This is a genomic window from Mycobacterium sp. 852013-50091_SCH5140682, assembly GCF_001665685.1.
GTDB lineage: Bacteria > Actinomycetota > Actinomycetes > Mycobacteriales > Mycobacteriaceae > Mycobacterium.
Map to the genome: position 1 here is coordinate 270,401 of NZ_LZTB01000011.1, position 22,992 is coordinate 293,392.

Annotated in this window: 18 protein-coding genes, 1 tRNA gene and 1 riboswitch; of the genes, 7 read left to right on the top strand and 12 right to left on the bottom strand. The window is 65.1% G+C overall.

Going from position 1 to position 22,992, the window contains the following annotated elements; all coding sequences use genetic code 11:
* Nucleotides 1–21: 21 nt before the first annotated feature.
* Genes A5784_RS04720 through A5784_RS04730 form a run of 3 tightly spaced genes read right to left on the bottom strand, consistent with a single transcriptional unit; the run spans nucleotide 22 to nucleotide 5,491 of the window.
* Entirely contained in the window at nucleotides 22–2,421 is a 2,400-nt protein-coding gene (locus tag A5784_RS04720) for a glycerol-3-phosphate 1-O-acyltransferase (protein WP_064942769.1), read from the bottom strand.
* Nucleotides 2,418–4,010, bottom strand: coding sequence for an HAD-IB family hydrolase/lysophospholipid acyltransferase family protein (locus A5784_RS04725; RefSeq protein ID WP_064942771.1), 1,593 nt, complete (start codon nucleotides 4,008–4,010; stop codon nucleotides 2,418–2,420). The genes A5784_RS04720 and A5784_RS04725 overlap by 4 nt, the downstream gene beginning before the upstream one ends.
* Nucleotides 4,007–5,491, bottom strand: coding sequence for a wax ester/triacylglycerol synthase family O-acyltransferase (locus tag A5784_RS04730; RefSeq protein ID WP_064942773.1), 1,485 nt, complete (start codon nucleotides 5,489–5,491; stop codon nucleotides 4,007–4,009). Before A5784_RS04730 ends, A5784_RS04725 begins: the two co-directional genes overlap by 4 nt.
* A gap of 135 nt (nucleotides 5,492–5,626) precedes the next feature.
* On the opposite strand from A5784_RS04730, the gene A5784_RS04735 reads away from it, so the two are divergent.
* The 5 genes from A5784_RS04735 (at nucleotide 5,627) to A5784_RS04750 (ending at nucleotide 9,574) form a co-directional block, all read left to right on the top strand.
* A tRNA-Arg gene (locus A5784_RS04735) sits at nucleotides 5,627–5,699 on the top strand.
* A gap of 401 nt (nucleotides 5,700–6,100) precedes the next feature.
* Nucleotides 6,101–6,589 (top strand): universal stress protein, encoded by a 489-nt coding sequence (locus A5784_RS04740; protein ID WP_064942775.1) that lies wholly within the window; start codon nucleotides 6,101–6,103, stop codon nucleotides 6,587–6,589.
* A 42-nt stretch (nucleotides 6,590–6,631) separates the two neighbouring features.
* Nucleotides 6,632–7,531 (top strand): hypothetical protein, encoded by a 900-nt coding sequence (locus A5784_RS04745; protein WP_064942777.1) that lies wholly within the window; start codon nucleotides 6,632–6,634, stop codon nucleotides 7,529–7,531.
* 215 nt (nucleotides 7,532–7,746) lie between these two features.
* A complete protein-coding gene (locus A5784_RS38125) occupies nucleotides 7,747–8,091 on the top strand; it encodes a hypothetical protein (protein WP_156750368.1) in 345 nt (114 codons plus the stop codon).
* A gap of 7 nt (nucleotides 8,092–8,098) precedes the next feature.
* A complete protein-coding gene (locus A5784_RS04750; RefSeq protein ID WP_064942779.1) occupies nucleotides 8,099–9,574 on the top strand; it encodes a WXG100 family type VII secretion target in 1,476 nt (491 codons plus the stop codon).
* Nucleotides 9,575–9,800: 226 nt separating this feature from the next.
* Here A5784_RS04750 and A5784_RS04755 read toward each other — a convergent pair whose 3' ends face one another.
* Nucleotides 9,801–10,469: a sensor domain-containing protein gene (locus tag A5784_RS04755; protein ID WP_082944652.1), complete on the bottom strand. Its 669-nt coding sequence runs from the start codon at nucleotides 10,467–10,469 to the stop codon at nucleotides 9,801–9,803.
* A 146-nt stretch (nucleotides 10,470–10,615) separates the two neighbouring features.
* Here A5784_RS04755 and A5784_RS04760 point away from each other — a divergent pair, with 146 nt between their 5' ends.
* On the top strand, nucleotides 10,616–10,912 hold the full coding sequence (locus A5784_RS04760) for a hypothetical protein (RefSeq protein ID WP_064942781.1): 297 nt from the start codon (nucleotides 10,616–10,618) through the stop codon (nucleotides 10,910–10,912).
* Nucleotides 10,913–10,927: 15 nt separating this feature from the next.
* Here A5784_RS04760 and A5784_RS04765 read toward each other — a convergent pair whose 3' ends face one another.
* The 5 genes from A5784_RS04765 to prpD are packed head-to-tail and all read right to left on the bottom strand — an operon-like array spanning nucleotide 10,928 to nucleotide 16,842.
* Nucleotides 10,928–11,572 carry a dihydrofolate reductase family protein gene (locus A5784_RS04765; protein ID WP_064942782.1) on the bottom strand — a complete coding sequence of 215 codons (645 nt, stop codon included), beginning with the start codon at nucleotides 11,570–11,572 and terminating at the stop codon, nucleotides 10,928–10,930.
* A 58-nt stretch (nucleotides 11,573–11,630) separates the two neighbouring features.
* The gene (locus tag A5784_RS04770; RefSeq protein WP_064942784.1) at nucleotides 11,631–13,244 is read right to left on the bottom strand and encodes an FAD-dependent monooxygenase; all 1,614 of its coding nucleotides are present in this window, start codon (nucleotides 13,242–13,244) and stop codon (nucleotides 11,631–11,633) included.
* A 57-nt stretch (nucleotides 13,245–13,301) separates the two neighbouring features.
* The gene (locus A5784_RS04775; protein WP_064942786.1) at nucleotides 13,302–14,426 is read right to left on the bottom strand and encodes a bifunctional 2-methylcitrate synthase/citrate synthase; all 1,125 of its coding nucleotides are present in this window, start codon (nucleotides 14,424–14,426) and stop codon (nucleotides 13,302–13,304) included.
* Nucleotides 14,423–15,340, bottom strand: coding sequence for a methylisocitrate lyase (gene prpB / locus A5784_RS04780; RefSeq protein WP_064942788.1), 918 nt, complete (start codon nucleotides 15,338–15,340; stop codon nucleotides 14,423–14,425). Before prpB ends, A5784_RS04775 begins: the two co-directional genes overlap by 4 nt.
* Nucleotides 15,337–16,842 carry a 2-methylcitrate dehydratase PrpD gene (prpD, locus tag A5784_RS04785; protein ID WP_064942854.1) on the bottom strand — a complete coding sequence of 502 codons (1,506 nt, stop codon included), beginning with the start codon at nucleotides 16,840–16,842 and terminating at the stop codon, nucleotides 15,337–15,339. The genes prpB and prpD overlap by 4 nt, the downstream gene beginning before the upstream one ends.
* A gap of 110 nt (nucleotides 16,843–16,952) precedes the next feature.
* Here prpD and A5784_RS04790 point away from each other — a divergent pair, with 110 nt between their 5' ends.
* The gene (locus tag A5784_RS04790) at nucleotides 16,953–18,365 is read left to right on the top strand and encodes a short-chain fatty acyl-CoA regulator family protein (protein ID WP_197514637.1); all 1,413 of its coding nucleotides are present in this window, start codon (nucleotides 16,953–16,955) and stop codon (nucleotides 18,363–18,365) included.
* A gap of 75 nt (nucleotides 18,366–18,440) precedes the next feature.
* Here A5784_RS04790 and metE read toward each other — a convergent pair whose 3' ends face one another.
* The 3 genes from metE to A5784_RS04805 all read right to left on the bottom strand — a co-directional run bounded on the left by metE (nucleotide 18,441) and on the right by A5784_RS04805 (nucleotide 22,486).
* Complete coding sequence (gene metE / locus A5784_RS04795; protein WP_156750370.1) at nucleotides 18,441–20,714, bottom strand: 5-methyltetrahydropteroyltriglutamate--homocysteine S-methyltransferase; 2,274 nt, start codon at nucleotides 20,712–20,714, stop codon at nucleotides 18,441–18,443.
* 127 nt (nucleotides 20,715–20,841) lie between these two features.
* Nucleotides 20,842–21,040: riboswitch (cobalamin riboswitch) on the bottom strand.
* Nucleotides 21,041–21,122: 82 nt separating this feature from the next.
* Entirely contained in the window at nucleotides 21,123–21,797 is a 675-nt protein-coding gene (locus A5784_RS04800) for a sensor domain-containing protein (RefSeq protein ID WP_064942793.1), read from the bottom strand.
* Nucleotides 21,798–21,892: 95 nt separating this feature from the next.
* Nucleotides 21,893–22,486 (bottom strand): Rv2240c family protein, encoded by a 594-nt coding sequence (locus tag A5784_RS04805; RefSeq protein ID WP_353651900.1) that lies wholly within the window; start codon nucleotides 22,484–22,486, stop codon nucleotides 21,893–21,895.
* Nucleotides 22,487–22,992 lie beyond the last annotated feature (506 nt).

Consider the following 22,992-nt stretch of genomic DNA (forward strand, 5'->3'; position numbering starts at 1 on the left):
GCCCGGCCCACTCTTCGTGGGCTAGGCCGAACCGGCGCGCTCCCGGTGGCGACGCCGCTCCTCGGCGAAGAAGCGATCCCGGGCGATCCGTTCGACGTGGGTCATGTCGGCCAGGATGCCGCGGATCTCGCGCAGGAACGCCGTGCGGCGCTCGGTGAGATCGGCCGCGGGTGTCAGCAGGTTCTGGTCGGCGGCCACCTGGCGTGCCGTGGCGAACAGCAGGGCCGACACCGCCTCGTTGCTCTGGATCCGGCCTTGCGCGACCTGCTGAGCACCGAGCCCCAACGCCCGCTTGGTGAGTTCCTTCTCGGAGATCTCGGCGGGAGCGTCGCGCAGGACGTCCGCGACGATCTCATCGGCCTCGAAAAACGGCCGCAACATGGCACCGGCGATCAGTGGCCGCTTGGCGCGCAGCAGTTGGAAGATCTCCTCACCACCGGCCGACACATGCGTTTCCCAGTCCGGCCTGTCTTGTCCTGCTTGCGTGCGGGGCCCCTCCGGTCCTCCTCGCGTGCGGGTGTGCCAGGACATCTCCTCGGCGATGTTCTCCCGGAACGCCGCCGAATCAGCGAAGTAGAAGTCGAACTTGAGCAGGTCGCGCAGGCGCATGACCTGATCCCAGAACGCCTGCAGCGGGTCGTCGGTGGCGTGCGCGGCATGCACGAGGGCGAGTTCGACGATCGACGTCTCGAGGAACGCGTGGATGAGCGAGTTGCGATAGAACGCCGCCTCCAGTTCGTTCTCCGGAGCGATCCTCCACACCGGCTCGCGGCCACCGTCGACGAGAGTCACGGGGTGACCGTTGGACAACGCGTCCACCGCCGACCGGACCCCCTCTAGGGTCCGCAGCCGCAACGCACTGTTGGTCACCGGGGTGTTCTTGCGCTCGAGGTAGTCCAGCGAATCCTGCAGGGTGTGGTGCAACTGTTCGAGCGTGAGCGCGACGCCCTTGGTGGTGAGCAGCAGCGCCGACACGAGCCCCGTCGCGTTGACCGGCGTGACCCGCAGGATCCGCCAAGCCACTTCGAAGGCCATCTTCTGCATCGCCAGCCGCTTGGCGGCCTCGTCCTCAACCATGGGGCCGTGCGGCTCGCCGAGGTACTGGCGCATCGAAACCGCTTCGGGGAACCGCACGTAGATCTTGCCGTAGTTGCGTTCGCCCTGAGCCTTGACGAAGTCGTAGAGCCAGCTGAAGCTCTCGGGCCGTTTCTCGCCGCCGCGGGCGTAGGCCGCGTACTCGGCGGTCTCGTGCAACTGATCGAAACTGATCGACACCGGCTGCAGCAGGATGTCGTCGCTGCGACCGTCCAGGTAGGCGTCGGCCACGTAAGCGAGCAGACCGAGCTTGGGCGGCAACATCTTTCCGGTGCGAGACCGCGTGCCCTCGATGGCCCAGCTGAGATTGAACCGCTTCTCGACGATGTAGCCGACGAACTGTCGCAGCACGTATTTGTACAGCGGGTCGTCGAGCTTGCGGCGCAGGAAGATCACCCCGGAGTGACGCAACAGCGGACCCATCACCCCGAAGGACAGGTTGATGCCCGCGAAGGTGTGCACCGGGGGTAACCGGTTCTCCCGCATGGCCAGCGGCACGATGCCGCCGTCGATGTAGGACCGGTGGGAGAACAGCAGAACCGCGGGGTGGGTTTCGAGGTTGTGCCGCATCTTCTCGACCTGGTCGCGGTCGTAGTCGATGCGTGGGTCGAATCCGCGGCTGAACAGCCGGCCCAGCGCGGGTATCAGATCGACCGAGAACCGGCTCCACCCGGTGGACAGCTCGTCGAGCATCTCGCCGGCCTTTTCCACCGTGGCGCCGGGGATCTGGTCCAGGCCCTCACGGAATCGCGCCGAGGCCAACATTTCCGGCTTGATCAGGCGCGGCGACTTGTACTCCGGGCCCAGCAGCCGCAGCTCCACCCGCTCGATCGCCAGCGCCGCCCGCCGCAGGACGAAACGTGCGAATTCCCTTGGACTTTCGGCTGTCGTCTGCTCACTCCACTGCCGGTGCAGCTCGGAGACCTTGGCCGGCTCACCGGCCACCACCCGCGCGCGGGACGGATCCTTGCGCAGGATCCGCCGCTGCAGGATCTCCGGCGGCCGGTAGGTGTCCCGGCCCGAGATGAGCCCGACCACCTTGAGCCGGGTGGGCAGACCGGCGGGCACCCAGAACACCCGCACCGGCACCACGAGCCGGTCCTCGTCGGCCTCCAACTCCTCGACCAGGCTGGCCAGCACACCGGGCGCCGGTTCGTCGGCCGCGGGGAGCTGCAACACGTCGATCTTGGAATCGGGATGTTCGCGCCGGTGCGTCCGCAGCCAGTCGTTGAGCAGTTCCAGCTCCGCCGGCGAAGACACCGACGCGAGCACCAGCGCATCGTCGGCGGTGCTGAAACTGGCGAAATAGTCGTCGGGCGCCGTCACGGCCGACCCTTCACAACCCGGCCGGTACCCGAATTAGATTCGGCCGCACCGGATTTCTTGGGCACGCTACGGATCTTCGGTTTGAGCGAGTGGGGCCGGTCGTAGATCGGAAAGCTCGGCAGCTCGTCATCGGGCCATGACTTGAGGGTGTCGAGGAAGATCTGGCGTACCTCGGCGATGCGGTCCGGCAGTTCGTCGAGGGTCCAATCATCCACCGGGATGGGCGGATACACCGCGACGTCGACCGTCCCGGGATTGAAGGTGCTGGAGTCGCGGGCGGCGATCACCTCCGCGTTGCGGATGACGATCGGCACGATCGGGATACCTGCGGCCATCGCGATTCGGAACGGCCCCTTCTTGAAGGGCCCCACCTCGGTCGTGTCCAGCCGGGTGCCCTCCGGTGCGATGAGGACTGAAAGTCCTTTGCGCGCAAGCTCTTCGATCTTGTGCAGGCTTTCGACCGCCTTCTCCGGGTCGTCCCGGTCGATAAATGCGGTGTCCATGACCTTGCCGAGCGTTCCCACCAGCGGGTCATTGGCGAGTTCCTTCTTACCGACCCCGGTGAAGTTGTCGCTGACCAAGGTTCCCGCGATCACCGGGTCGGCCTGGTTGCGATGGTTGAAGATGAAGACCGCAGGCCGCTTGGCGGTCAGGTTCTCTTTGCCCAGCACGTTGAGGTTGACGCCGGTGACGCCCAGCAGAACCCGGCCCATCAGCGACGTGAAGAGGTTGACGCCGCTGCGCTTGTTGCGGTTGAGCAGGCCCCAGCTGACGGCGCCCGCAGCCAGCGGCATCATCGAGGCGAAGCCCGCGGCGGTGCGCAACTGCGACACCGGGCTGCTGCCGCTGCGGCTGCTGAACCGCAGGATCGGCCAGCCGCGTTTGGCGGCAACGGCGGCCAGTTTGCCCGCCGGGTTGGTCGGCCGCGGATTGCCCACCAGGTACATCAGGGCGACATCCTCGTCACCGTCGGCGTAGAAGTAGCTCTTCGCCAGGTCAACGTCGTTCTCTGCCGAAAACTTCTGTACCGCATGAGCTTTGCCAGGACCCCAGATGACCGGTGTCTGCACCTCACCGGTGATCAAGCTGTCGTCGTCGGTTTCGAACTTGTTGCACAGCACATTGTCGATGCCCAGGAATTGCGCGACGGGCTCCACCTGAACCGTCAGCGCCGACGAACTGAGGACGACGGTATGGCCGCGATCCATGTGCGCCCGCACCATGGCCCGCATCTCGGGGTAGATCCGGTCCCGTACATGCTGGACGAACAACCGCTCCCCCAGCTCGTCGAGATCGCTCATCGAATTCCCGCGCAACATACGGGCGCCCTTGCCGATCAGATCCTCGAATTCGGACCGTCCGAGCTGATGGTTCAGGCCCGCCTGGACCATCCCGATGAACTCGCCCACACCCATCTGTCCGCGCCGCAACCGGTCCTGGGTCATCAGCACCCCGGTGAACCCCGCCACCAGCGTGCCGTCGAGATCGAAGAACGCACCGATCTCGGGACCTTCCGGGCTCGCCTCGATTTCAGCCAACGAGCCCGGCAGCCGCTGCTTCAACTTTTCTGACCGCCCTGGTGACGTCACTGTGCTGTGCTCCCATTCGACGCGGTTTCGGCCGGAGCAGGCGCCTCGGCAGTAAACGTGGCCGGCGCGGCACGACCGTCGCCCCCGAGCGCGAGCACCTCGTCGAAGCCGTCGAGCAGGCATTGCGCGAACAGCCGCTCGTTGGTGATGGACGCGCGGTCGTAACGCGTCGTGACGGTCACGTAGCCGCCCCGCGAAATCAGCACGGCCATGATGGCCACGCCGGGCAGCGGCCCGATGCCGTAGTGGCGCAAGATCTTTGCGCCTGCGATGAACGTATCGCCGGGGTACATCGCCACGTTGCTGGCCTGCACGTCGGAGTGCACCACGTTGCCCGCGACCGATTCCAGGAAGTTGTCCGGCAGAAGGCTGAGCACCGGGGCGATCGCGCCCACCATGTCGATGGCCCGCTCTTCGCGCTTGCTCGTCATCTGGGTGCGAACCGCTTTCATGCGGTGCTCCGGATCCACGATGCCGACGGGCGCAGCGATGTTGACCCCGGCAAAACGGTTGCCGCCTGCCGGATCATCCTCCGAGCGCAGGTTCACCGGTACCGCCATCGGCAGGTTCTGGATCGGGATACCCATCGCGTCGTGATAGAGCCGAAGCGCACCGCACATTCCGGCCAGGTACGCGTCATTGATCGAGCCGCCTACGGCCTTGGACGCCCGGTGCAGGTCACTGAATTTGATGTCGATGGCCTCGGTGCGCGACGACAGGCTGCGCCGACGCAGCAACGGTGACGGGTCGGCCGCCGGGCCCATCACCCGTGCACCCGACATGGCGTAATCGACCACGCCGCTGACTGCGGAGACCGGGTCGCGCACCACCCGCGTCGCGGCACGCACGCCCGCGCCCAGCGCCCCGAGCACGCCGCCGGCGATGGCGCCCGGAAGGCGGTTGAGTCCTTGGCGCATCAGGTCATTGGGCGAGAGATCCTGCGGGATGGGCAGCGGCGGAGCCGGAGTGGGGTCAGGGTCGCGTTCCAGGTCGTAGATGCTGGCGAACATCTCGATGCTGCCGACGCCGTCGGTCACCGCGTGGCTCAGATGCAGGATGGTCGCGGCGCGGCCACCTTCGAGGCCTTCCACGAGCGTCGCACTCCACAGCGGCCGGGAGATGTCCAGCGGCGACTGCATCGCCACCTCGGCGACGTCGAACAGATCGCGCAGCGTGCCCGGGGCGGGCACCCGCAGCCGCCTTACGTGGTAGTCGAGGTTGAAGTCCGGGTCCACCACCCAGCGTGGCGCCGCCGTCGGAAGCGACGGCATGACCACCTTCTGTCGCAAGCGCAGCACCTTGCGCGACGCGTTCTCGAAGCGCGTGCGGAACCGCTCCCAGTCCGGGGTGGTGTCGAGGATCTCGACCCCCATGATTCCGGAGCGGGTGCGCGGATTGGCCTCCCCTCGATGCAGGAGCTGGTCGACGGCACTCAGTTCCTCGGGCAATCCGGCCGCATCCAACTCCGGCACGTCACTCATAACGCGATCCCTCTTCCTCCCCGGCTGCCAAGTGCAGCGTCCACGCTAGTCCGCTGCCGATGAGTGCGGGACAGCTTTGCGGGGTGTCACGATTGGCGGTCCACCCGGGCAGGGAAGATACACTTCAGCCGCGTTGCCTCCGTAGCTCAGCGGATAGAGCAGCCGCCTTCTAAGCGGTTGGTCGCAGGTTCGATCCCTGCCGGGGGCGCAATCTGTCTTGGCAGTTGAGGCCAGCTGCGAAGATGCGCTAACGGCGTTGCCGCCGACAGCGTGCCGAGTGCTTGTTCACAGCCGGATCGCACGCAGGCAGCATCGAGAATTCAGCTGCTGCACCCGTACCGGTCACCGGTACGCGGCTTCGGTCCGATCGTCGCGGGGCCAGGACGCCGCCGGCGCCTGCCATCGCCCACGTGGCGGAATGTCGGCGAGCCCCGCGACGAAAAGAAAGTGGGCCCAGATACTTTCGCGAGTCGCCGAAATCCGGGCGGTCATGGCGGGCAGGCCGGACGGTGCGACACCACATTTTCCCTTGACGCAAGACTGATGTGAACCGGCCTGACACGCGTTAATGTCCTGATTGTCCTCGCAAACCGGCAGCTTGGAGACGCCATGAGCACCTATCGGACGGTAGTTGTCGGGACCGACGGTTCAGACTCGTCAATGCGAGCGGTTGACCGCGCCGCGATGATCGCCGCGCAAGACAACGCGAAGTTGATCGTCGCGAGCGCCTACCAGCCCCATGTCGAGAAGGGCGGTTGGTCACGACCTCCGTCCCACGATCATGTCGAGGACCCCCGCGCCGCCGACAGCCTGCGCAGCGATGGCTACAAGATGCACGGGGCAGCCCACATCTACGAAATCCTCCAGGAGGCACGCGACCGGGCGAAGGCGGTCGGTGTCCACGACATCGACGAGCGGGCGATCGAGGGTGCGCCGGTCGACGCCCTGGTGAAACTCGCTGAACAGACGAAGGCCGATCTGGTTGTCGTCGGAGACGTCGGGCTGGACTCGGTCGCCGGACGGCTGCTGGGCTCGGTACCGGCCAACGTCGCCCGTCGAGCCAAGGTCGACATTCTTATCGTCCATACCGCGGACTAGGACGCTCGCGCGGGCGACCGTGCGCAACAATCTGGTTCTGAGATGAGCACACGCCCGAAACGAGAAGACGTCCGTCAGCGGCTCGCGCAGCGCTACCGGCAGCTGGCCGAACTACGCAAGGAGGGCCTGACTGCGGCGGTCGCCTCCCGCTTCCGGGAGATCGACGGCGCGACGCTGGGCACGCTCGTGTCGGTCCAGCTGTTCACGACGGTCCTTCCGTTGATGATCATCGGATTCGACTATTTCGCCGGCTTCGCCGAAAATGCCAGCCCCGGCGTCGTTTTCAGCCGCGAGGTCGGCCTGGTGAGTCCACTGACCGACAGGGTGCGGGCGGCCTTCGGCGATTCCTCGGCATTCCGATCGAGCTGGACATTCATCGGGGTCGCCGGGTTCCTGGTCTGGGGAATCCCGATGTCCATCACCATCGCCAGCATCTTCGCCAAGGCCTGGCGCCGTGAACAGTTCGGCCTGGGACAACGGCTGGTGCGCGGTGTCATCTGGTTCGTGCTGTATCTGACCATGCTCGCCGTGCGGGGGCTGATCGCGCTCGACCACGACCACCCCGGTTCGTTCCGGCCCCTGCTGTTCATGATCGCGCTGGTGCCGGTGTGGATCTTCTGGTCGCTCACACCGGTTCTGCTCGTCCGCGACGGTGCGCGTGGCATGCGCTACCTCGCGCTCACCGGGCTCGGCGGAGTGCTCATCAACGGGATCACGCTCCCCCTCGCTGCCCGGGTGGCGTTCCCGCCGTTGCTGCGCGGGTGGGAGGGCTTCGGCCCGATCGGTGTGGCGATGGCCGTGATGACGTGGTGCGGGGTCAGCGGCATCGGGTGGGTGTTGACGGCGTGTGTGGGCGCGGTGGTGTGGGAACGGACGGCACCGGCCGACACCGTCATCGACTCGGAGGTCGACGCTGACTCGGACCTGACGGAAGACGCGTAGTGCCAACGCCCGCACGGCCTGTGCCCCTCGGTACAGTGGCCGAGCGTGTCTACAGTCACGTTCCTTACGGTGCGCGCTTGATCGTCCTTTGGGACCCCAACGCCCACCAGGTGCTGCCGCCAGGCTCTCCATTTCGGTGACGATGCCCCTTCGGCTGTGGCAGTACGCTACTTGTGGCTAGGCGATTTGCCGAGCAGGGCCCGGGGGAGTTTTGCATGTCCGATGCATTGAACGTTGACACTGTACGTTTGCAGGCAGAATCAGACCGCACGTTCGCCCACATGACTGAATCGCGAATCGAGCACTCGGCGCATGACGATGCCTTGCTCGAAGCAGCAGGGCAGTGGCCAGGCGATATTGGAGCTGCGATCGCCTTCATAGCAGACAAGTGGTCCGAGCAGCGCGAGGATCTGCACCGGCACATTGGCCGTATCGGTATAGGGATGCAAGATAGCGCCGTTGCTTATGCCGCCACTGACGGCAGCGCAGCCGAAGCGATCGATTCGGTTAGCGGTGGTCTCACGCCGACTACACCGGCAATCGGTCCACGCGACATGTGAGCACGATGTGGCTTCAATTCCCGATATCGAAAAGTGGGATCCGAACATCCTGCAGCAGGTGCTCGACACTTCCAAGAACGCCGGAAATACTCTGCAACGCTTAGGGGATGGTCTGGATGGCACCAAGAAGGCACTCGAGGACTGGCAGGGACCGGCCGCCGACGCGTGGCAGGAGGAACACGGCAAAGTTCGTTCTAAGGTCGACGAACAGATCGGACAGGCCGGCACCGTCGGTTCTATCGCGTCAACGGCGATTGCCGACGTTACGTATGTCGTCAACCAGCTGAAGGCAATTCGGGCATTACCGGAACAGAACGGCATGAAGATCATGCCTGACGGTTCAGTTGTTGACCCGCAGTCCGGCAGCACTGATCCGCAAATCGCATTGACACGTCTGACTATTCAACAGACTGCAGAAGAGCAGCTAAAGGCGCTTGTCACCCAGGCGAATGCTACCGAAGTTGAGGTCGCGAACGCGCTGCGGGCTGCGGTAGGAGATTCCGCCAAGATTCAGCCAGTTCCTTCTGGTGCGCCGAGCGCGCCGACTGCTGAACAGATCGAACAGAAAAAGACTCAGACGGAGGCGTTTCGGAGCGTATTCGGCAGGCCACCAACCTCTGCCGCAGATTGGAAAACCGCCGAGGCACTCGACCCCCACAGTTACGCCCCCAAAACCCACGGCAAACCACCGAATATCGTTGTCGGCAGGATAAAACCTGTACCCGGCCAAGGCGTAGTGCAAGCCAACTTGTTCATTCCGGGCGAGGACGCGATGGCACCGTCGGTTGATCCGGCTCGACCAATCTTCCCTCACGGGCAATTCAACGCCGGAGACAACCGAGGTTTCAACCCGAACACTCCATCTGAAGCCAACCGCGTACAAATCACCGTCGACTACGAAAACGGCCTAGTGACGGTTCGCCAGAACCCCTCGGTGAACCTCACTACCGGAGAGGTCAAACCCGGTGCGCCTGACGTCTCAGTGACGCAAAAGTCTGACGGTGGGGTTTTGATCAAGTACAACGCCGCGGATCCATTCTCACCAGGCGGTCAAGACCTCGCCAAAGCCCTCAACTACAGCGTAAATGGTGAAATTGCCGTCCAGCCAAGTGTTTCCGGCCCTGCCGTCGGGGGAAATATCACCACATTCCCAGCCCTTGAGGTGACCCATACTACGCCAACTGGGCAGGTCACATCCGTACTTCAGTCTCCCCCGACGTTCGTGACCAACGAATTCGGTCCAATGGTTGGGCTCCTGCCGCCGACCAAAGCAATCGGAGATGTCGGACTGCTAGGCGACTTCAATAGTTATTTCCCCGCTCCTCACGGCGGACTAACGGTCCCCTTCGGTCCGAACCACCTGCCCGGCGCCGCGCCGATCACGCCACCACTATCGATTGTGCCGCCAACGCTCACGGCCCTCGGCCCGGTCAGCGCCATCCCCGACATACCGGTGCGCACTCCGGTTCACATCCCCAGATGACGAAACAATCTGCGGTGTCTATCGATGGGTACGGGCGACCACGACGGGCTCAGCTGTTTGCGGCGTGTATGAGCAGTTGCCGTTGCCATGCGACTCGCCGTCACGGCGGGCCGTACGTTCCACGAAGAACGCGCAATGTTGACATCGGGTCTGTCGCCACCGCCCTTGGGTTCTTCATGTTTGCCGCTACCGAGGAGGTGCTACCGGTAGCTGTGCCCGCGGCCGGTCAGACCGCACGGACCTTCGCGCTAATGGCATCCGCGATCGATTGTGCCTGCGATATTTCGCTGCCGGTGTGGCACACCTCAACCGCGAAGACAAGATTGGCTGTTGTACGCGCATCTACGGCACACAGGTCGGGCTCCCCCGTGGCTGAGGGGGTGCGATAGGTCCACGCCTGTTCTGACAACGTGGCGCTACCGAACTCAATAGTGCCCTGCCCAGCGTTTGACGCACGACATTCGTTGGTCGCCTTGATAACCCCATCGAACACTCGATTGGCCTCCGCTCTGCTCGGATATAGCGCAATTGTCTGGAACGTCCGGGCACCGAGAACTCGTGAATATCCGACGTACCTGTAAGCGAGGTATTTGTCGCCAAAAACCGAAGCATCGTGCTTGCCGGCGATCATGACTGCACAAGGGAGACCTGGATGGACCAGGCCTCGATTGTCGGGTGCTCCTTCAATCACTGGAATCGTGCTGACGTCCAGCCCGGTGAGCCGATGCACGGCGTCACCGTCGAGAAACAGCGATGCCATGTCGGTAGGAGCCACCACAGCCTCACGAACCGAAGACGGCACCGGGGTCGTCCTCGTTGGCGACGAACCCTGACTGGCGCACCCGGAACTCGCAGCTACGACGACCGCGCAGGTGAACCTGAACCAGAGCCTCATCGCTTGATCCTAGAACTGACGAAATACCACGCCAGCACACGCTCTGAGGGACCTCAGACGATAGGGACGGAGCTCACAACGCCCCGTGCGTTGCCCGCCGGGGTGGCCCAAATCGATCCCACCGCAACCAGGTAGCGTGCGCACCCGTGCATGCCAACGGACTCGACCCTGACGACGAATACGACCTCGACGAAGACGAGGCCAAGCTGTCCGAAGAGGACTTCAACGCCCACACCTTAGAAATCCGCCGGGCTGACGGCACAGCGGTGGTGACGCTGTCGGCGCTGGGTTCGGGACAGCAGTGGGCCGTGTACATGCAACCGGGTGGCACGGTGCAGAACGCCTACCTGGGTGAACCGGGTAGCCCCAGCCTGTGGGTCGACACGAACGATGCCGACGTCACCCGCGACGACGACGGCACCTACGTCATCACCATCGATTAGCCGGCAGGCATCCCGTCATCTGCGCCAGAACAAGTGGTGGGTGACGCCACTGGGGCTCGGCACGATGTCGTGGTGGAACCGGTCGTCCAACTCGTCCGGTGAGCGCCACAGGCGGGTTCCGGAACCCAACTCGATCGGAGACACCGCCACGTGCAGCGTGTCGACGAGGTCGGCGTCGAGGAACTGTCGGATGGTGGTGGCACCGCCACCGAGTCGGACATCCTTGCCCTGCGCTGCCTCACGTGCCTGATCCAGCACGGCAGCCGGGTCGCCATTGACGAAGTGGAACGTGGTGTCGGAGAGGGTCAACGACGGCCGCGCGTAGTGGGTCATGACCAAAACCGGCGTGTGGAACGGAGGCTCCTCGCCCCACCAGCCCTGCCAGTCATGGTCCTCCCACGGTCCGCGGTATGGACTGAACTTGTTGCGGCCCATGATTTCTGCGCCGATATTGTTCGCGCAGTCGCGGGTCATGTAGTCGTCCAGGCCGCGACTGCCGCCCGGATCCGTGCGATTGGGCCAACTGGCCGTGGCACCGGCCCAGGAGAACATGACTGCGGGGTCGGCGTGGCCGAACGGCCGCTCGCGGCTCTGATTCTCGCCGGCGCCGAAACCGTCGCTCGAGACGTTGAAATTCTGCACTTTGAGCAGTTGGACCACGCGTTCACTCCGATCAGTCAGACATTGATACCACTGTGACCGGCTATGGCCCGAGAACTCATCGAAAGGTGAGCTTGAGATGGGCGACCAGCGCATCGCCGTCGACCTGCCCGCGCGACACGTAACCCACGTAGCCGTCCGGCCGGACGACGTATGCCGTCGGGTCCGCCGCCGCGTATGCCCGCGCGAAATCCCCTGTGCTGTCCCAGACCAGCGGCAAGGTCGTGGTGTGCGCGGCGGCGTCCGGGTGGGCGATGAGGTAGGCGTCGGCGAGTCCGTGGCAGGCCTCTACCGCGTCGGCGACTACCTGCTCGATCGCCGCGATGACGTCGTTGTCGCACCGCGGCCCGACGTAGCAGAGCAGCGTGTGCCGGGGCCCGGCCAGCAACGTGAACAATCGTTGCGACGGTACGACCGCGTCGCGAGTCAGGCCGATTGCATCCGGGGCCCGGGTCCCGGGTCGCGGTGCCGACGCGTCGTCGCCGGTGCTGACGATCGGGCTACCCCCGTAGTCGATGAGCAATTGCGCCTCGCGACGCATGATCTGCTCGGGATCGGCGGAGTCCGCGCCGATGCCGTGGCGGGCGTGGCGGACGGTGCGGCCCACCACCTCCTCCCCCACCGGGCGACGTTCGGCGTCATAGCTGTCCAACAACCCCTCGGACGCAACACCTGAGACCGCAAGCGCGAGTTTCCACCCCAGATTGTGCGCATCCTGGATGCCGGTGTTCATGCCCTGCGCCCCGGTCGGCGGATGGATATGTGCCGCATCGCCTGCTACGAACACCCGGCCGCGGCCGTAGGCGTCGACGATGCGGTGGCTGATCCGGAACACCGATGACCATCGCAGATTCCGGGCCGTGGTGGGCTCCGGCGCGAGCCGGTCCAACACCGCCTGGATGTGGGCCAGCTCCGGCGTGCGCTTCCCCTGAAACCCGTGCTGCACATCACCGTTCGGTGCCACTGCGAGTTCGTCGGGGACGAGCATCGACATCCGATAACGCTTGCGGCCCGGCAACGGAATGCACACCAGCAGATCGTCGGTGTGACCAGCGGTCTGGCGCATAGCTCTGACGGTGTAACCGGGCGGCACCGACCAGTCCACTTCGACATCGCCGAGCATGTACTGTTCCTCGAACGCCGCGCCCTCGAACGTCAAACCAAGTTCTTTGCGCACCAACGAATGTGCACCGTCTGCACCGATCAGATACTGCGCCTGCACGTTCTGCTCGTTCCCGCAGGCGTCCGTCAGCGTCGCGGTGACACCGTCGGTGTCCTGCTGGAACCCGGCAAGCCGCAGACCGCGCTCGACGGCAACGCCGCGGGCAACCAGCTCCTCGCCGAGGATGCGTTCGGTGGCGTACTGCGGTAGCCCGATGAACCGGAACGGCACATCGTCGGGCAAGGCCAGGTCCAGCCGCGCGACCTGCTCGCCGTTCACATAAACAAGTTGCCCACGCAGCTCGACGGCGGCGTCGAGGATCTGCCGCAGCACACCCATCCGCTCGAACAGCTCCAGCGTACGGGGCTGGATTCCAACGGCTTTCGCATACTGCGGCGATTCCGGCAGCGGGTCGACGATGCGACATTCGACACCGTTGCGCGCGAGTTCGATCGCAGCGCTCAGGCCGATCGGCCCTGCTCCGGCGATCAGCACATCCGTGTCGCTCACGCCGCGATTATGCGGCCCCTGTGGGCCCGGCATCGTGCGATTACCGGATTTCAGCCCTCACGACAGCGCGCGCTGCGGCTGACCGCTGTACTCGCTCAGCGGACGGATCAGGGCGTTGGAGCCCGCTTGCTCGATGATGTGAGCGGTCCACCCGGTGATGCGGCTCATCACGAAGATCGGTGTGAAACTGGGTATGTCGAAGCCCATCAGGTGATACGCCGGACCGGTCGGAAAGTCCAGATTGGGCTGAATCCCGGTGGCGGCACGCATCGTCTGTTCCAGCCGTTCGTAGATGTCGAGCCACCGCTGCCCGTCGTGAACCGCTGCCACCTGCTGCAGCGCCGCCTTCATGGTCGGCACCCGGGAGTCGCCGTTGCGGTACACCCGATGGCCGAAGCCCATCACCTTCTCTTTTCGGGTGAGCTTGTCGTGCAACCATTCCGCGGCGCGATCGGCCGAGCCGATCTCCATCATGTCGTGCATGACCGCCTCGTTGGCCCCGCCGTGCAGGGAGCCCTTGAGCGCCCCGATCGCCGCGGTCACCGCGCTGTAGATGTCGGACTGCGTCGAGGTGACGACGCGGGCCGCGAAAGTCGATGCGTTGAAACTGTGCTCGGCGTAGAGGACCATCGACTGCGCGAAGGCCTTGACGACCACCGGGTCCGGCACCTCCCCGAAGCACATGTTCAGGAAGTTCTCGGAGTAACCGAGGTGCGAATCCGGACCGATCGGCTCAAGACCGCGCCGCCTGCGCATGTCCGCCGCCACGATAGTCGGCAGCACCGCGAACATCCGCAGCGACTTGGCGTAGTTGGCATCGACACTGCTGTCGTCCTCGTCGGGGTCCTCGGCGCCGAGATAGCTGATGGCGGTGCGCACCACGTCCATCGGGTGGCAATTGTCCGGGAGCTTCTCCAACAGCGATAGCAGCGACCTGTTCAATCGCCGAGATGCCCGCTCCCGCTGCTGAAACAGCGCCAACTCCTGATCGGTGGGCAGCTCACCGTGCCACAGCAGATAGGCCACCTCTTCGAAGCTGCAGTGCGCGGCCAGATCCTGCACGGGATACCCGCGGTAGGTCAGGGTGTTGGTCTCGGGCACCACCTTGGAGATGGCGGTGGTGTCGACCACCACGCCCGCCAGTCCCTTGTAGATCTTGGGTTTGCTCTCAGTGACAGTCACCGCGTTATCCCTTGCAGCGAGAAGTTGTAGACGTCGGAGTCGAACTGGTTGTATTCGGCGTAGCGCAGCAGTTCGTAGAGCCTGCTGCGGTGTTGCATCTGGTCCAGAAGACCGGATTGCGTACCTGCGGAATCGATTTCGCGAAGGCCGGCCTCGACGGCGTACATCGCCAGCCGCAACGTGGTGACCGGGTAGATCACCACGTTGTAGCCGATGTCGGCCAACTGGCGTGCGGTCAGCAGATCGGATTTGCCGAACTCGGTCATGTTGGCCAGCAGCGGTGTGTCGACCGCGGCGCGGAACTGCTCGAATTCGGCAGGCGTACCTAGTGCTTCGGTGAAGATCAGGTCGGCACCGGCATCGGCATAGGCCTTGGCGCGGTCGATGGCCGCGGAAATCCCCTCGATTCCCGCGGCATCGGTGCGCGCACAGATCACGAAGTTCGGGTCACGCCGCGCCGCGACCGCGGCCCGCAACCGCTTGACCATCTCCGCGGTCTCGACGACGGCCTTGCCGTCGAGGTGACCGCACCGCTTCGGATTGACCTGGTCCTCCAGGTGCAGTCCGGCGAGGCCACTGTCTTCGAGTTGTGTGACGGTGCGCGCGGCACTCATAGGTTCACCGAATCCGGTGTCCGCGTCGATCAGCGTCGGCAGATCTGTCGCCGAAGCGATCTGCGCCCCACGCGTGGCGACCTCCGTCAACGTGGTCAGGCCGATGTCGGGCAGCCCCAGATCGGCCGAGAGCACCGCGCCCGAGACGTACACGCCCTCGAAGCCGATCTCGGCGACCAGCTTGGCGACCAGCGGCGAAAAGGCGCCTGGAAAGCGTTGCAGTTTCCCGGATTCCAGGCCGACGCGAAAGCGCGCCCGTTTCTCGGCTGCCGAACTCGCCGATGCCAGCAGGCCGCTCATTGGAAAATCCCCGAGGGCACTGTCGGAGCTTTCTCCAGCACCCGCGCATCGACGCGCATGTTCAGTGCGCTCAACCCGCCCGGCTTGATGTCGGCGATGCTGTCGACGGCCGACAGGAACCGTTGCTGTTCTTCAGGTTCCACCACACCGTCGGCGAGCTCGGCGAACTTGGCCACGTACTGCTCGCGTTCGAAGGGCCGCGCCCCCAGCGGATGCGCGTCGGCGACGGCGAGTTCGTCGACGATCGTCTCGCCGTTCTTCAGCGTCACCACGGCCCGCGCACCGAACGCCTTCTCGGCGGGATCGGTGGAGTGGTAGCGGCGGGTCCACTCCGGATCCTCGACAGTGCTGATCTTGCGCCACAATTCGATGGTGTCGGGGCGGTGTGCCCGCTCGGGGGCGTAGGACCGCTCGTGATGCCAGGTCCCGTCCTGCAGCGCGACAGCGAAGATGTACATCACCGAGTGGTCCAGCGTCTCACGGGAGGCGTCGGGATCGAACTTCTGCGGATCGCCCGATCCGGTGCCGATCACCACGTGGGTGTGGTGACTGGTGTGCAGCGTGATGCTCGCGACCTGGTCGAGATCTCCGATGCGCTCGCGCATCCGGCGGGCCAGGTCGATCGGCGCCTGGCTCTGGTACTCCGCAGAATGCTCCTTGGTGTACGTGTCCAGGATGGCGCGCTTGGGTTCTCCCGGAGCCGACAGCGGCACCCGGTAGGTGTGCTCCGGGCCTGACAGCAGCCACGCGATCACGCCGTCCTCGCCCTCCCAGATCGGGGCAGGCGAACCCTCACCACGCATCGCCCGGTCGACCGCTTCGATGGCGACCTTGCCTGCCCACGCCGGCGCGTAGGCCTTCCAGCTGGAGATCAGGCCCTTGCGGGATTGGCGCGTGGCGGTGGTCAGGTGCAGGGCCTGGCCGACAGCGGCATAGATGGTCTCCGGGTCCAGCCGCAGCATGGTGCCGAGGCCTGCGGCAACCGACGGCCCGAGATGGGCGACGTGGTCGATCTTGTGCTCGTGCAGGCAGATTCCCTTCACCAAGTCGACCTGCACCTCGTAGGCCGTCGCGATACCGCGAATCAGGTCCGCTCCGCGCACGCCGAGCTGTTGAGCCACCGCCACGAGCGCGGGGATGTTGTCACCGGGATGCGAGTACTCGGCGGCCAGGAAGGTGTCGTGGAAATCCAGCTCGCGCACGGCCACCCCGTTGGCCCACGCCGCCCATTCCGCCGACACCGTGCCGTCGACGCCGAACACCGCAGCACCGTGGCGGGTCTTGTGGGCCAGCGCCTGGGCCCGGGCAACCGTGACGGGCCTGCGGATCACCGATGCCGCCGATACCGCGGCGTTGTCGATGATGCGGTTGATCACCATCGCCTCGGTCTCCGGCGGCACGGCAACCGGGTCGGCGGCAACCTCGGCGATCTTCCAAGCGAGGTGTTCGTTGCGGGGAAAGTCCTCGGCACTGCGCCGGGTGCGGACGTCGTGAACAAGCATGATCCGCACGGTACGCAGGACCTAGAACTGGAGAAAGTACCTGTAAATGCGTAATTTTGCGTCCTTCCCAGACGAAGTTTGCGAATGTTGTGTAAGGCTCGCGCGGTAGCCTGAGGGCGGTGGCGAAGACATTCGCGGGCGCCCGACTCAGACGGCTCCGAGACGAGCAAGGCCTCACGCAGGTCGCGCTGGCACGCGCGCTAGGCCTGTCCACCAGCTACGTGAACCAGCTGGAGAACGACCAGCGACCGATCACCGTCCCGGTGTTGCTCGCGCTCTCCGAGCGATTCGACCTACCGACGCATTACTTCGCACCCGACGCCGACGCGCGCCTTATCTCGGACCTCCGCGAAATCCTCACCGACTCAACCGCCGCGCAGATCGAAGAGCTGGTCGCCCGGATGCCCGAAACGGCCCAGACCATCGTGAGCTTGCATCGGCGCCTGCACGACGCCACCGCCGAATTGGAGGCCGTGCACGACCGGGCGAGCCGCGACGTGCAGACCGGCGCCCAGCAGCCCATGCCGTTCGAAGAAGTGCGCGACTTCTTCTACGACCGCCGCAACCACATCGACGCGCTCGACCGCGCGGCCGAAGAATTGTTCGCGACGCACCGATTGCAGATCGGCGGCCTGGACAGCCAGCTGGCTGATCTGCTGTCCACCGAGTTCGGTATCACCGTGGTGGTCGACGACGGCGGCATCCTGGGCCCGAACGCAAAACGCCGGTACCACAGCGATGCCCGCACCCTTCATGTCGCGCGATGGCTGCTGCCCGGCCAGCGGGCATTTCAGCTGGCGACCCAGATCGCATTGCTGTCGCACGCGGATCTCATCGATGCCATCGTCGAGACCGACGACCAGTTGAGTTCAGAGTCAAAGGATGTCGCGCGGATCGGGCTGGCGAACTACTTTGCCGGCGCGCTGCTGCTGCCGTACCGGATGGTGCTGTCGGCCGCCGAGGAATTGCGCTACGACATCGACCAACTCGCGCGGCGATTCGAGGTCGGATTCGAAACCGTGTGCCATCGGCTGTCGACGTTGCAGCGGCCGGACGCGCGCGGCATCCCGTTTATCTTCGTCCGTACCGACAGCGCCGGGAACATTTCAAAACGACAGTCCGCCACGGCATTCCACTTCTCCCGGGTGGGCGGGAACTGTCCACTGTGGGTGGTGCACCACGCCTTTTCCCGGCCCGGTCAATTCCTGACGCAGGTGGCCCAAATGCCCGATGGCCGTAGCTACTTCTGGATCGCCAAGACCTCGACGTCGACACCGAGCCGATATCTCGGCGCTTCCAAGAGTTTTGCGATCGGCCTCGGTTGCGATCTCGCGCATGCCCACAAGCTGGTGTATTCGGTCGGGGTCGATCTCGACGATCCCGAGGCCACGGTGCCGATCGGTGCCGGCTGCCGGATCTGCGATCGGCCCGCCTGTCCGCAACGCGCCTTCCCGTACGTCGGGCGCCCCGTTCAGATAGACCCACAGACCAGTAGCAATCTGCCGTACTCGGGCACCCGCTAGGAGTGGACGCGACGTCCGGCCGTCGTGCCGCCGACGAACGCGTTCACCGGCGACACGACGGATCGCAGACCCTCGTCAGCTCGAGCGCACCGCCGCGGCCGCGGCGACCAGATGCCGCAGCGAAGCCGTCACCTCCGGCGTGGTCCGGGTCTTCAGGCCACAGTCAGGATTCACCCAGAGACGTTCAGCAGGAACGGATTTCAGTGCCTCACGCAACGACGCCGTGATCTCATCGACTCCCGGTACCCGCGGCGAGTGGATGTCGTAGACGCCGGGGCCGACGCTGTTCGCGAAGCCGACATCGTTGAGATCGCCGAGCACTTCCATGTGCGAACGCGCGGCCTCGATCGAGGTCACGTCGGCGTCCAGGTCGGCGATCGCGCCGATCACCTCACCGAACTCCGAATAGCACAGGTGCGTGTGGATCTGGGTCGAGTCCGCGACACCGGAGGTCGACAGCCGGAACGCGTCGACCGCCCACCGCAGGTAATCGTGTTTGTCCTTGTACCGCAACGGCAGCAGCTCACGCAGCGCCGGCTCGTCGACCTGGATGATCGCGATGCCCGCGGACTGCAGATCGACCGTCTCGTCTCGAATCGCCAGCGCCACTTGAGCGGCAGTCTGGGCGAGCGGTTGGTCATCACGGACGAACGACCACGCCAAAATGGTCACCGGACCGGTGAGCATGCCCTTGACCGGCTTGTCGGTGAGCGACTGCGCGTACGTGATCCACTCGACCGTCATCGGTTTGGGCCGGGCCACGTCGCCGTACAAGATCGGCGGCCGCACGCACCGGCTGCCGTAGGACTGCACCCAGCCGTTCTGGGTCGCGAAGAAACCGTCGAGCTGCTCGGCGAAGTACTGCACCATGTCATTGCGCTCGGGCTCGCCGTGCACGAGGACGTCCAGGCCCAACTGCTCCTGCAACGTGATGACATCGGCGATCTCGGCCTTCATCCGACGCTCGTACTCCGCCGCATCGATCTTGCCGGACCGCAGGTCGGCGCGAGCCACCCGGATGGCCGAGGTCTGCGGATACGACCCGATCGTGGTGGTGGGCAGGACAGGCAGCTTCAGCCGACCCTGCTGCGCCGCTCGGCGCTCGTCGGCCGGGCCACGCTTGGCGCCCGACGCCAGGATGGCCGCGATGCGTGCCCGGACCTCGCCGTTGTTGAGCCGTGGATCGGACTTTCGTGACGCGATGGCCGCGTTGGACGCCGCGATCTCGGCCGAGATGGCATCGCGGCCGTCCTTGAGCCCACGCGCAAGGGTGGTCACCTCACCGACCTTCTCGGATCCGAAGGCCAGCCAGCTGCGCAACGCCGCATCGATGTCATCCTCGGCTTCGAGGGTGTACGGCACGTGCAGCGTCGAGCACGAGGTCGAGACCGCCACTGCCCCAGCACTTTTCCACACGCTTGTCAGCTCGTCGATGGCGCTTTCGAGGTCGGTACGCCAGATGTTGCGACCATCCACCACTCCGGCCACCAACAACTTCTCGGCGAGTTCCGGGACCGCGGCCACCGCAGCGCCCGAGCCCGCCACCAAGTCGACCCCGACCGCCTCGATCGAAGTCCGCGCCAACGCGGGCAGAGCATCGGTGAGCTCACCGAAGTAGGTGGCGACAAACAGCGAAGGCCGCTTGGTCAGCGCGCCGAGCCGGGCATAAGTGCGCTCGGCCAACTCGGCGGCGTCGTGCAAGATGTCGGTCACCAGCACGGGCTCGTCGAGCTGCACCCAGGCGACGCCCTTGTCGGCGAGCAGTTCCAGCAGCTCGGCGTACACCTCGACCAGCTCGTCGAGCCGGGCGATCGGGGCGGTGCCACCGTTCACGGCCTTCGACAGTGCCAAGAACGTGATCGGGCCGACGATCACGGGCCGCGCCGGAACACTTTGGGCAGCAGCCTCTTCCAGCTCGCCGAGCACCTTGGCCGGATCGAGCGCGAAGGTGGTACCTGGCCCGATCTCGGGGACGATGTAGTGGTAGTTGGTGTCGAACCACTTCGTCATCTCCAATGGCGCGATCTCGTCGTTGCCACGCGCGGCCGCGAAGTAGCGATCCAGGTCGTCAGCCACGCCGGCCACCCGGGGTGGCAGCGCACCCACAAGTACAGCGGTGTCGAGCACCTGGTCGTAGTACGAGAAGGTGTTGACCGGGACGGAGTCCAGGCCCGCCGCGACGAGCGACGCCCAGGTGTCGCGGCGCAGCGTGGCGGCGACGGACTCGAGTTCTGCGCGGTCGATGCGGCCCGCCCAGTACTTTTCGACTGCGCGCTTGAGTTCGCGGTTCGGGCCGATGCGCGGAGACCCGAGAATGGTGGCGGTGAAAGGTACAGCGGTTGTGCTCATGACGACGTCCTCAACGTGCGACGGGATGGTCACCGCCAGGAGGCGTCGAGCCGAGTACGGTCACCCGCCACGAGTGAACCGCATTCGGCCACTGCCCATTCCGCGAGGCGGTGAACCACCGGGCGCGGCGCGCCCGGTACGGCTGGCAGGTCTTCGGACTCGCAGGCTCGCACGAGATCTCGTGCACCTAGTGGCCGTCGCTTCCCAGCCGCAGTTACCTGCGGGCCAGTGCTGATGACGGCGGTCGTTCCTGCATACCGCTGCGGGACAGTCCCGGATTCTCACCGGGTTCCCTCTCACGTCGCACCTGTCTGAGCGTGCGGCGTTCGATGTCGGCACGGGCCTGGACCTGCACCGACAAACCAGCTGCGTCGCCCAGACTACCCGTTGCCGGGTTGTGAGCACCGCTCACCGAGGCATTGCGGCCTTGATCTTGTCGACGATGTCGGCGGCCTGGGTGACCGACGAGCCGTCCGGCTTGCAGGCCTGAACGTCCATGACCAGGTTGGCGGCGACGGCCAGTGCACGCTGGCAGGCCCGGGTCTGATCACCGTTGACGCGGGTGAACGGCATGGTGAGCTCGGAATCGGTCTTGGTGAGGTCGCCGCTGGTCCACCTGGGCAGCGGCTGTCCGTTGAGGGTGATGTTCACGTGGTGGTTGGTGCACTTGGACCAGCGGTCTGCCGACTGGTTGAGGAAATCGGTGGCGTCCTGCGCCGACGGGAAGATGACCACCGACTGCACCACCAGGTTGTTCCAGTCGTCGGTGTCGGGTGCTCGCAGCAGCACCTGCCGCATGGCCGTCCACTTGGTGCCGTAGATGGCCGATTCGTCAACCTGCCACGCGCCCAAGCAGTTCAGGTTGGGCAGCAGGTTGCGATGGTCACCCATCTCGGTGACCGGCGGGTGCGCCACCATCCCTTCGGTTCCCATCAGCGTGTTGATCGCGTCGGTGCTGAGCAGCAGCCCCTCAAGCGCAGAGGCGGGCACGTCCTTCGGCGGACCTTGGGCCTTGTCGCCGTTGCCGGCACACGCAGATGCCAACAGCACAAGCATGAGCAACGAAATAGCAAGCCGGATCACAGTTGTCCTTACTGAAGGCGCGCATCAGCGCGCTGGGTGAGTACCTGTCGAACGTGGCGAATACCGGCTGAGAAGGGTGTGTCGGATGAACGCCGTCAGGCGTGCGTGCCCGCGGCGGCGCAGGCCATCTGCGCGTTGCTGGCGTCGTTGTTGAGTTGCGTGGCCGTGTCATTCAGCGACTGGCCACCGGTGCGCAGCCCCATTTTCAGCAGAAGCTTCGTGGCTCCGAAGGACCACGACCGCATCGGGTTGGCGATGTCGGGCGAAAGTCCCGGTGTCCCAGCGGCACTCATGGCCGTCGCGGCGGCTTCGCGCAGCGCGGTCCGACCGCTGGTGTTCGTGGTGCTGATGGTCGGATCCCCGTAGTCGGGGCGATCCAGGCCTTCGATCGAATCCGCGAAATCGCCGTAATACGTCGACGCGGAGTCCAGAGCATTGGCGAACTGCGAACACGCCGTGACCGCAGGCGCACCCGGGTCGTCCGTCGTGGACACCGGCATGGACACCGGACCGGCGGCAGGCACACCGGCAGTGACCGGAGGCAAGTCGGGAACGGCAGGAGCCGCAGGCCCCGGAGCACCCGACGCATCTGCAGGGTCCGCGACCGCAGCGGGCATGCCTGCCAACCCAATGCCGAACGCAATGAGCAGCGACGCAAACCCTCGCTCGTACACCTGAGACGACCTCAAAGCTTCCTCCGTCAGTCCGTTGACAATTCTGGCGCCAGGCGCCCACTTTCGGCTTCCGCGCGTCATCGACACGTCCGCCTTACCCCCAGGACCTCACTCACGGTCGGTGGTTCAGATGTCCAAAAGGTGAACAGTCGGGTAACCGATCACATCGAGATGCCATCCATCCCGTGCCAGCGGTGTCGAACCCCGGCGGCCGCCGGTAGACCTTCCTTCTAACTGCGCTGTTCCTTATATATATGTGGCGCATGGCAGGTAGAAGGGGTGTTGCGGATTGCCCACTAGATGGGAACGTGGCCCGAATTGTTGGCCGCTCGTTCACCGTTTGGAAACTCGACCCGTCCATGATTCGACGCGACAGATACCCGGTAGTACCGGGATCCGAAGCTCTATGTCGTTCCCCGGATTTCAACCACGAGAGGCGCATAAACCCGCATGTTGAATCGTTTCGCCACCCTGGCTGCTGTTGTGTCTTATACACATCTGACGCTGCCGACGATCGCATA

Coding starts and splice junctions, on each gene's coding strand:
- A5784_RS04730 (WP_064942773.1), bottom strand. CDS start 5,491: ATGAGTGACGTGCCGGAGTTGGATGCGGCCGGATTGCCCGAGGAACTG.
- A5784_RS04740 (WP_064942775.1), top strand. CDS start 6,101: ATGAGCACCTATCGGACGGTAGTTGTCGGGACCGACGGTTCAGACTCG.
- A5784_RS04745 (WP_064942777.1), top strand. CDS start 6,632: ATGAGCACACGCCCGAAACGAGAAGACGTCCGTCAGCGGCTCGCGCAG.
- A5784_RS38125 (WP_156750368.1), top strand. CDS start 7,747: ATGTCCGATGCATTGAACGTTGACACTGTACGTTTGCAGGCAGAATCA.
- A5784_RS04755 (WP_082944652.1), bottom strand. CDS start 10,469: ATGAGGCTCTGGTTCAGGTTCACCTGCGCGGTCGTCGTAGCTGCGAGT.
- prpB (WP_064942788.1), bottom strand. CDS start 15,340: ATGAGCGGCCTGCTGGCATCGGCGAGTTCGGCAGCCGAGAAACGGGCG.
- prpD (WP_064942854.1), bottom strand. CDS start 16,842: ATGCTTGTTCACGACGTCCGCACCCGGCGCAGTGCCGAGGACTTTCCC.
- metE (WP_156750370.1), bottom strand. CDS start 20,714: ATGAGCACAACCGCTGTACCTTTCACCGCCACCATTCTCGGGTCTCCG.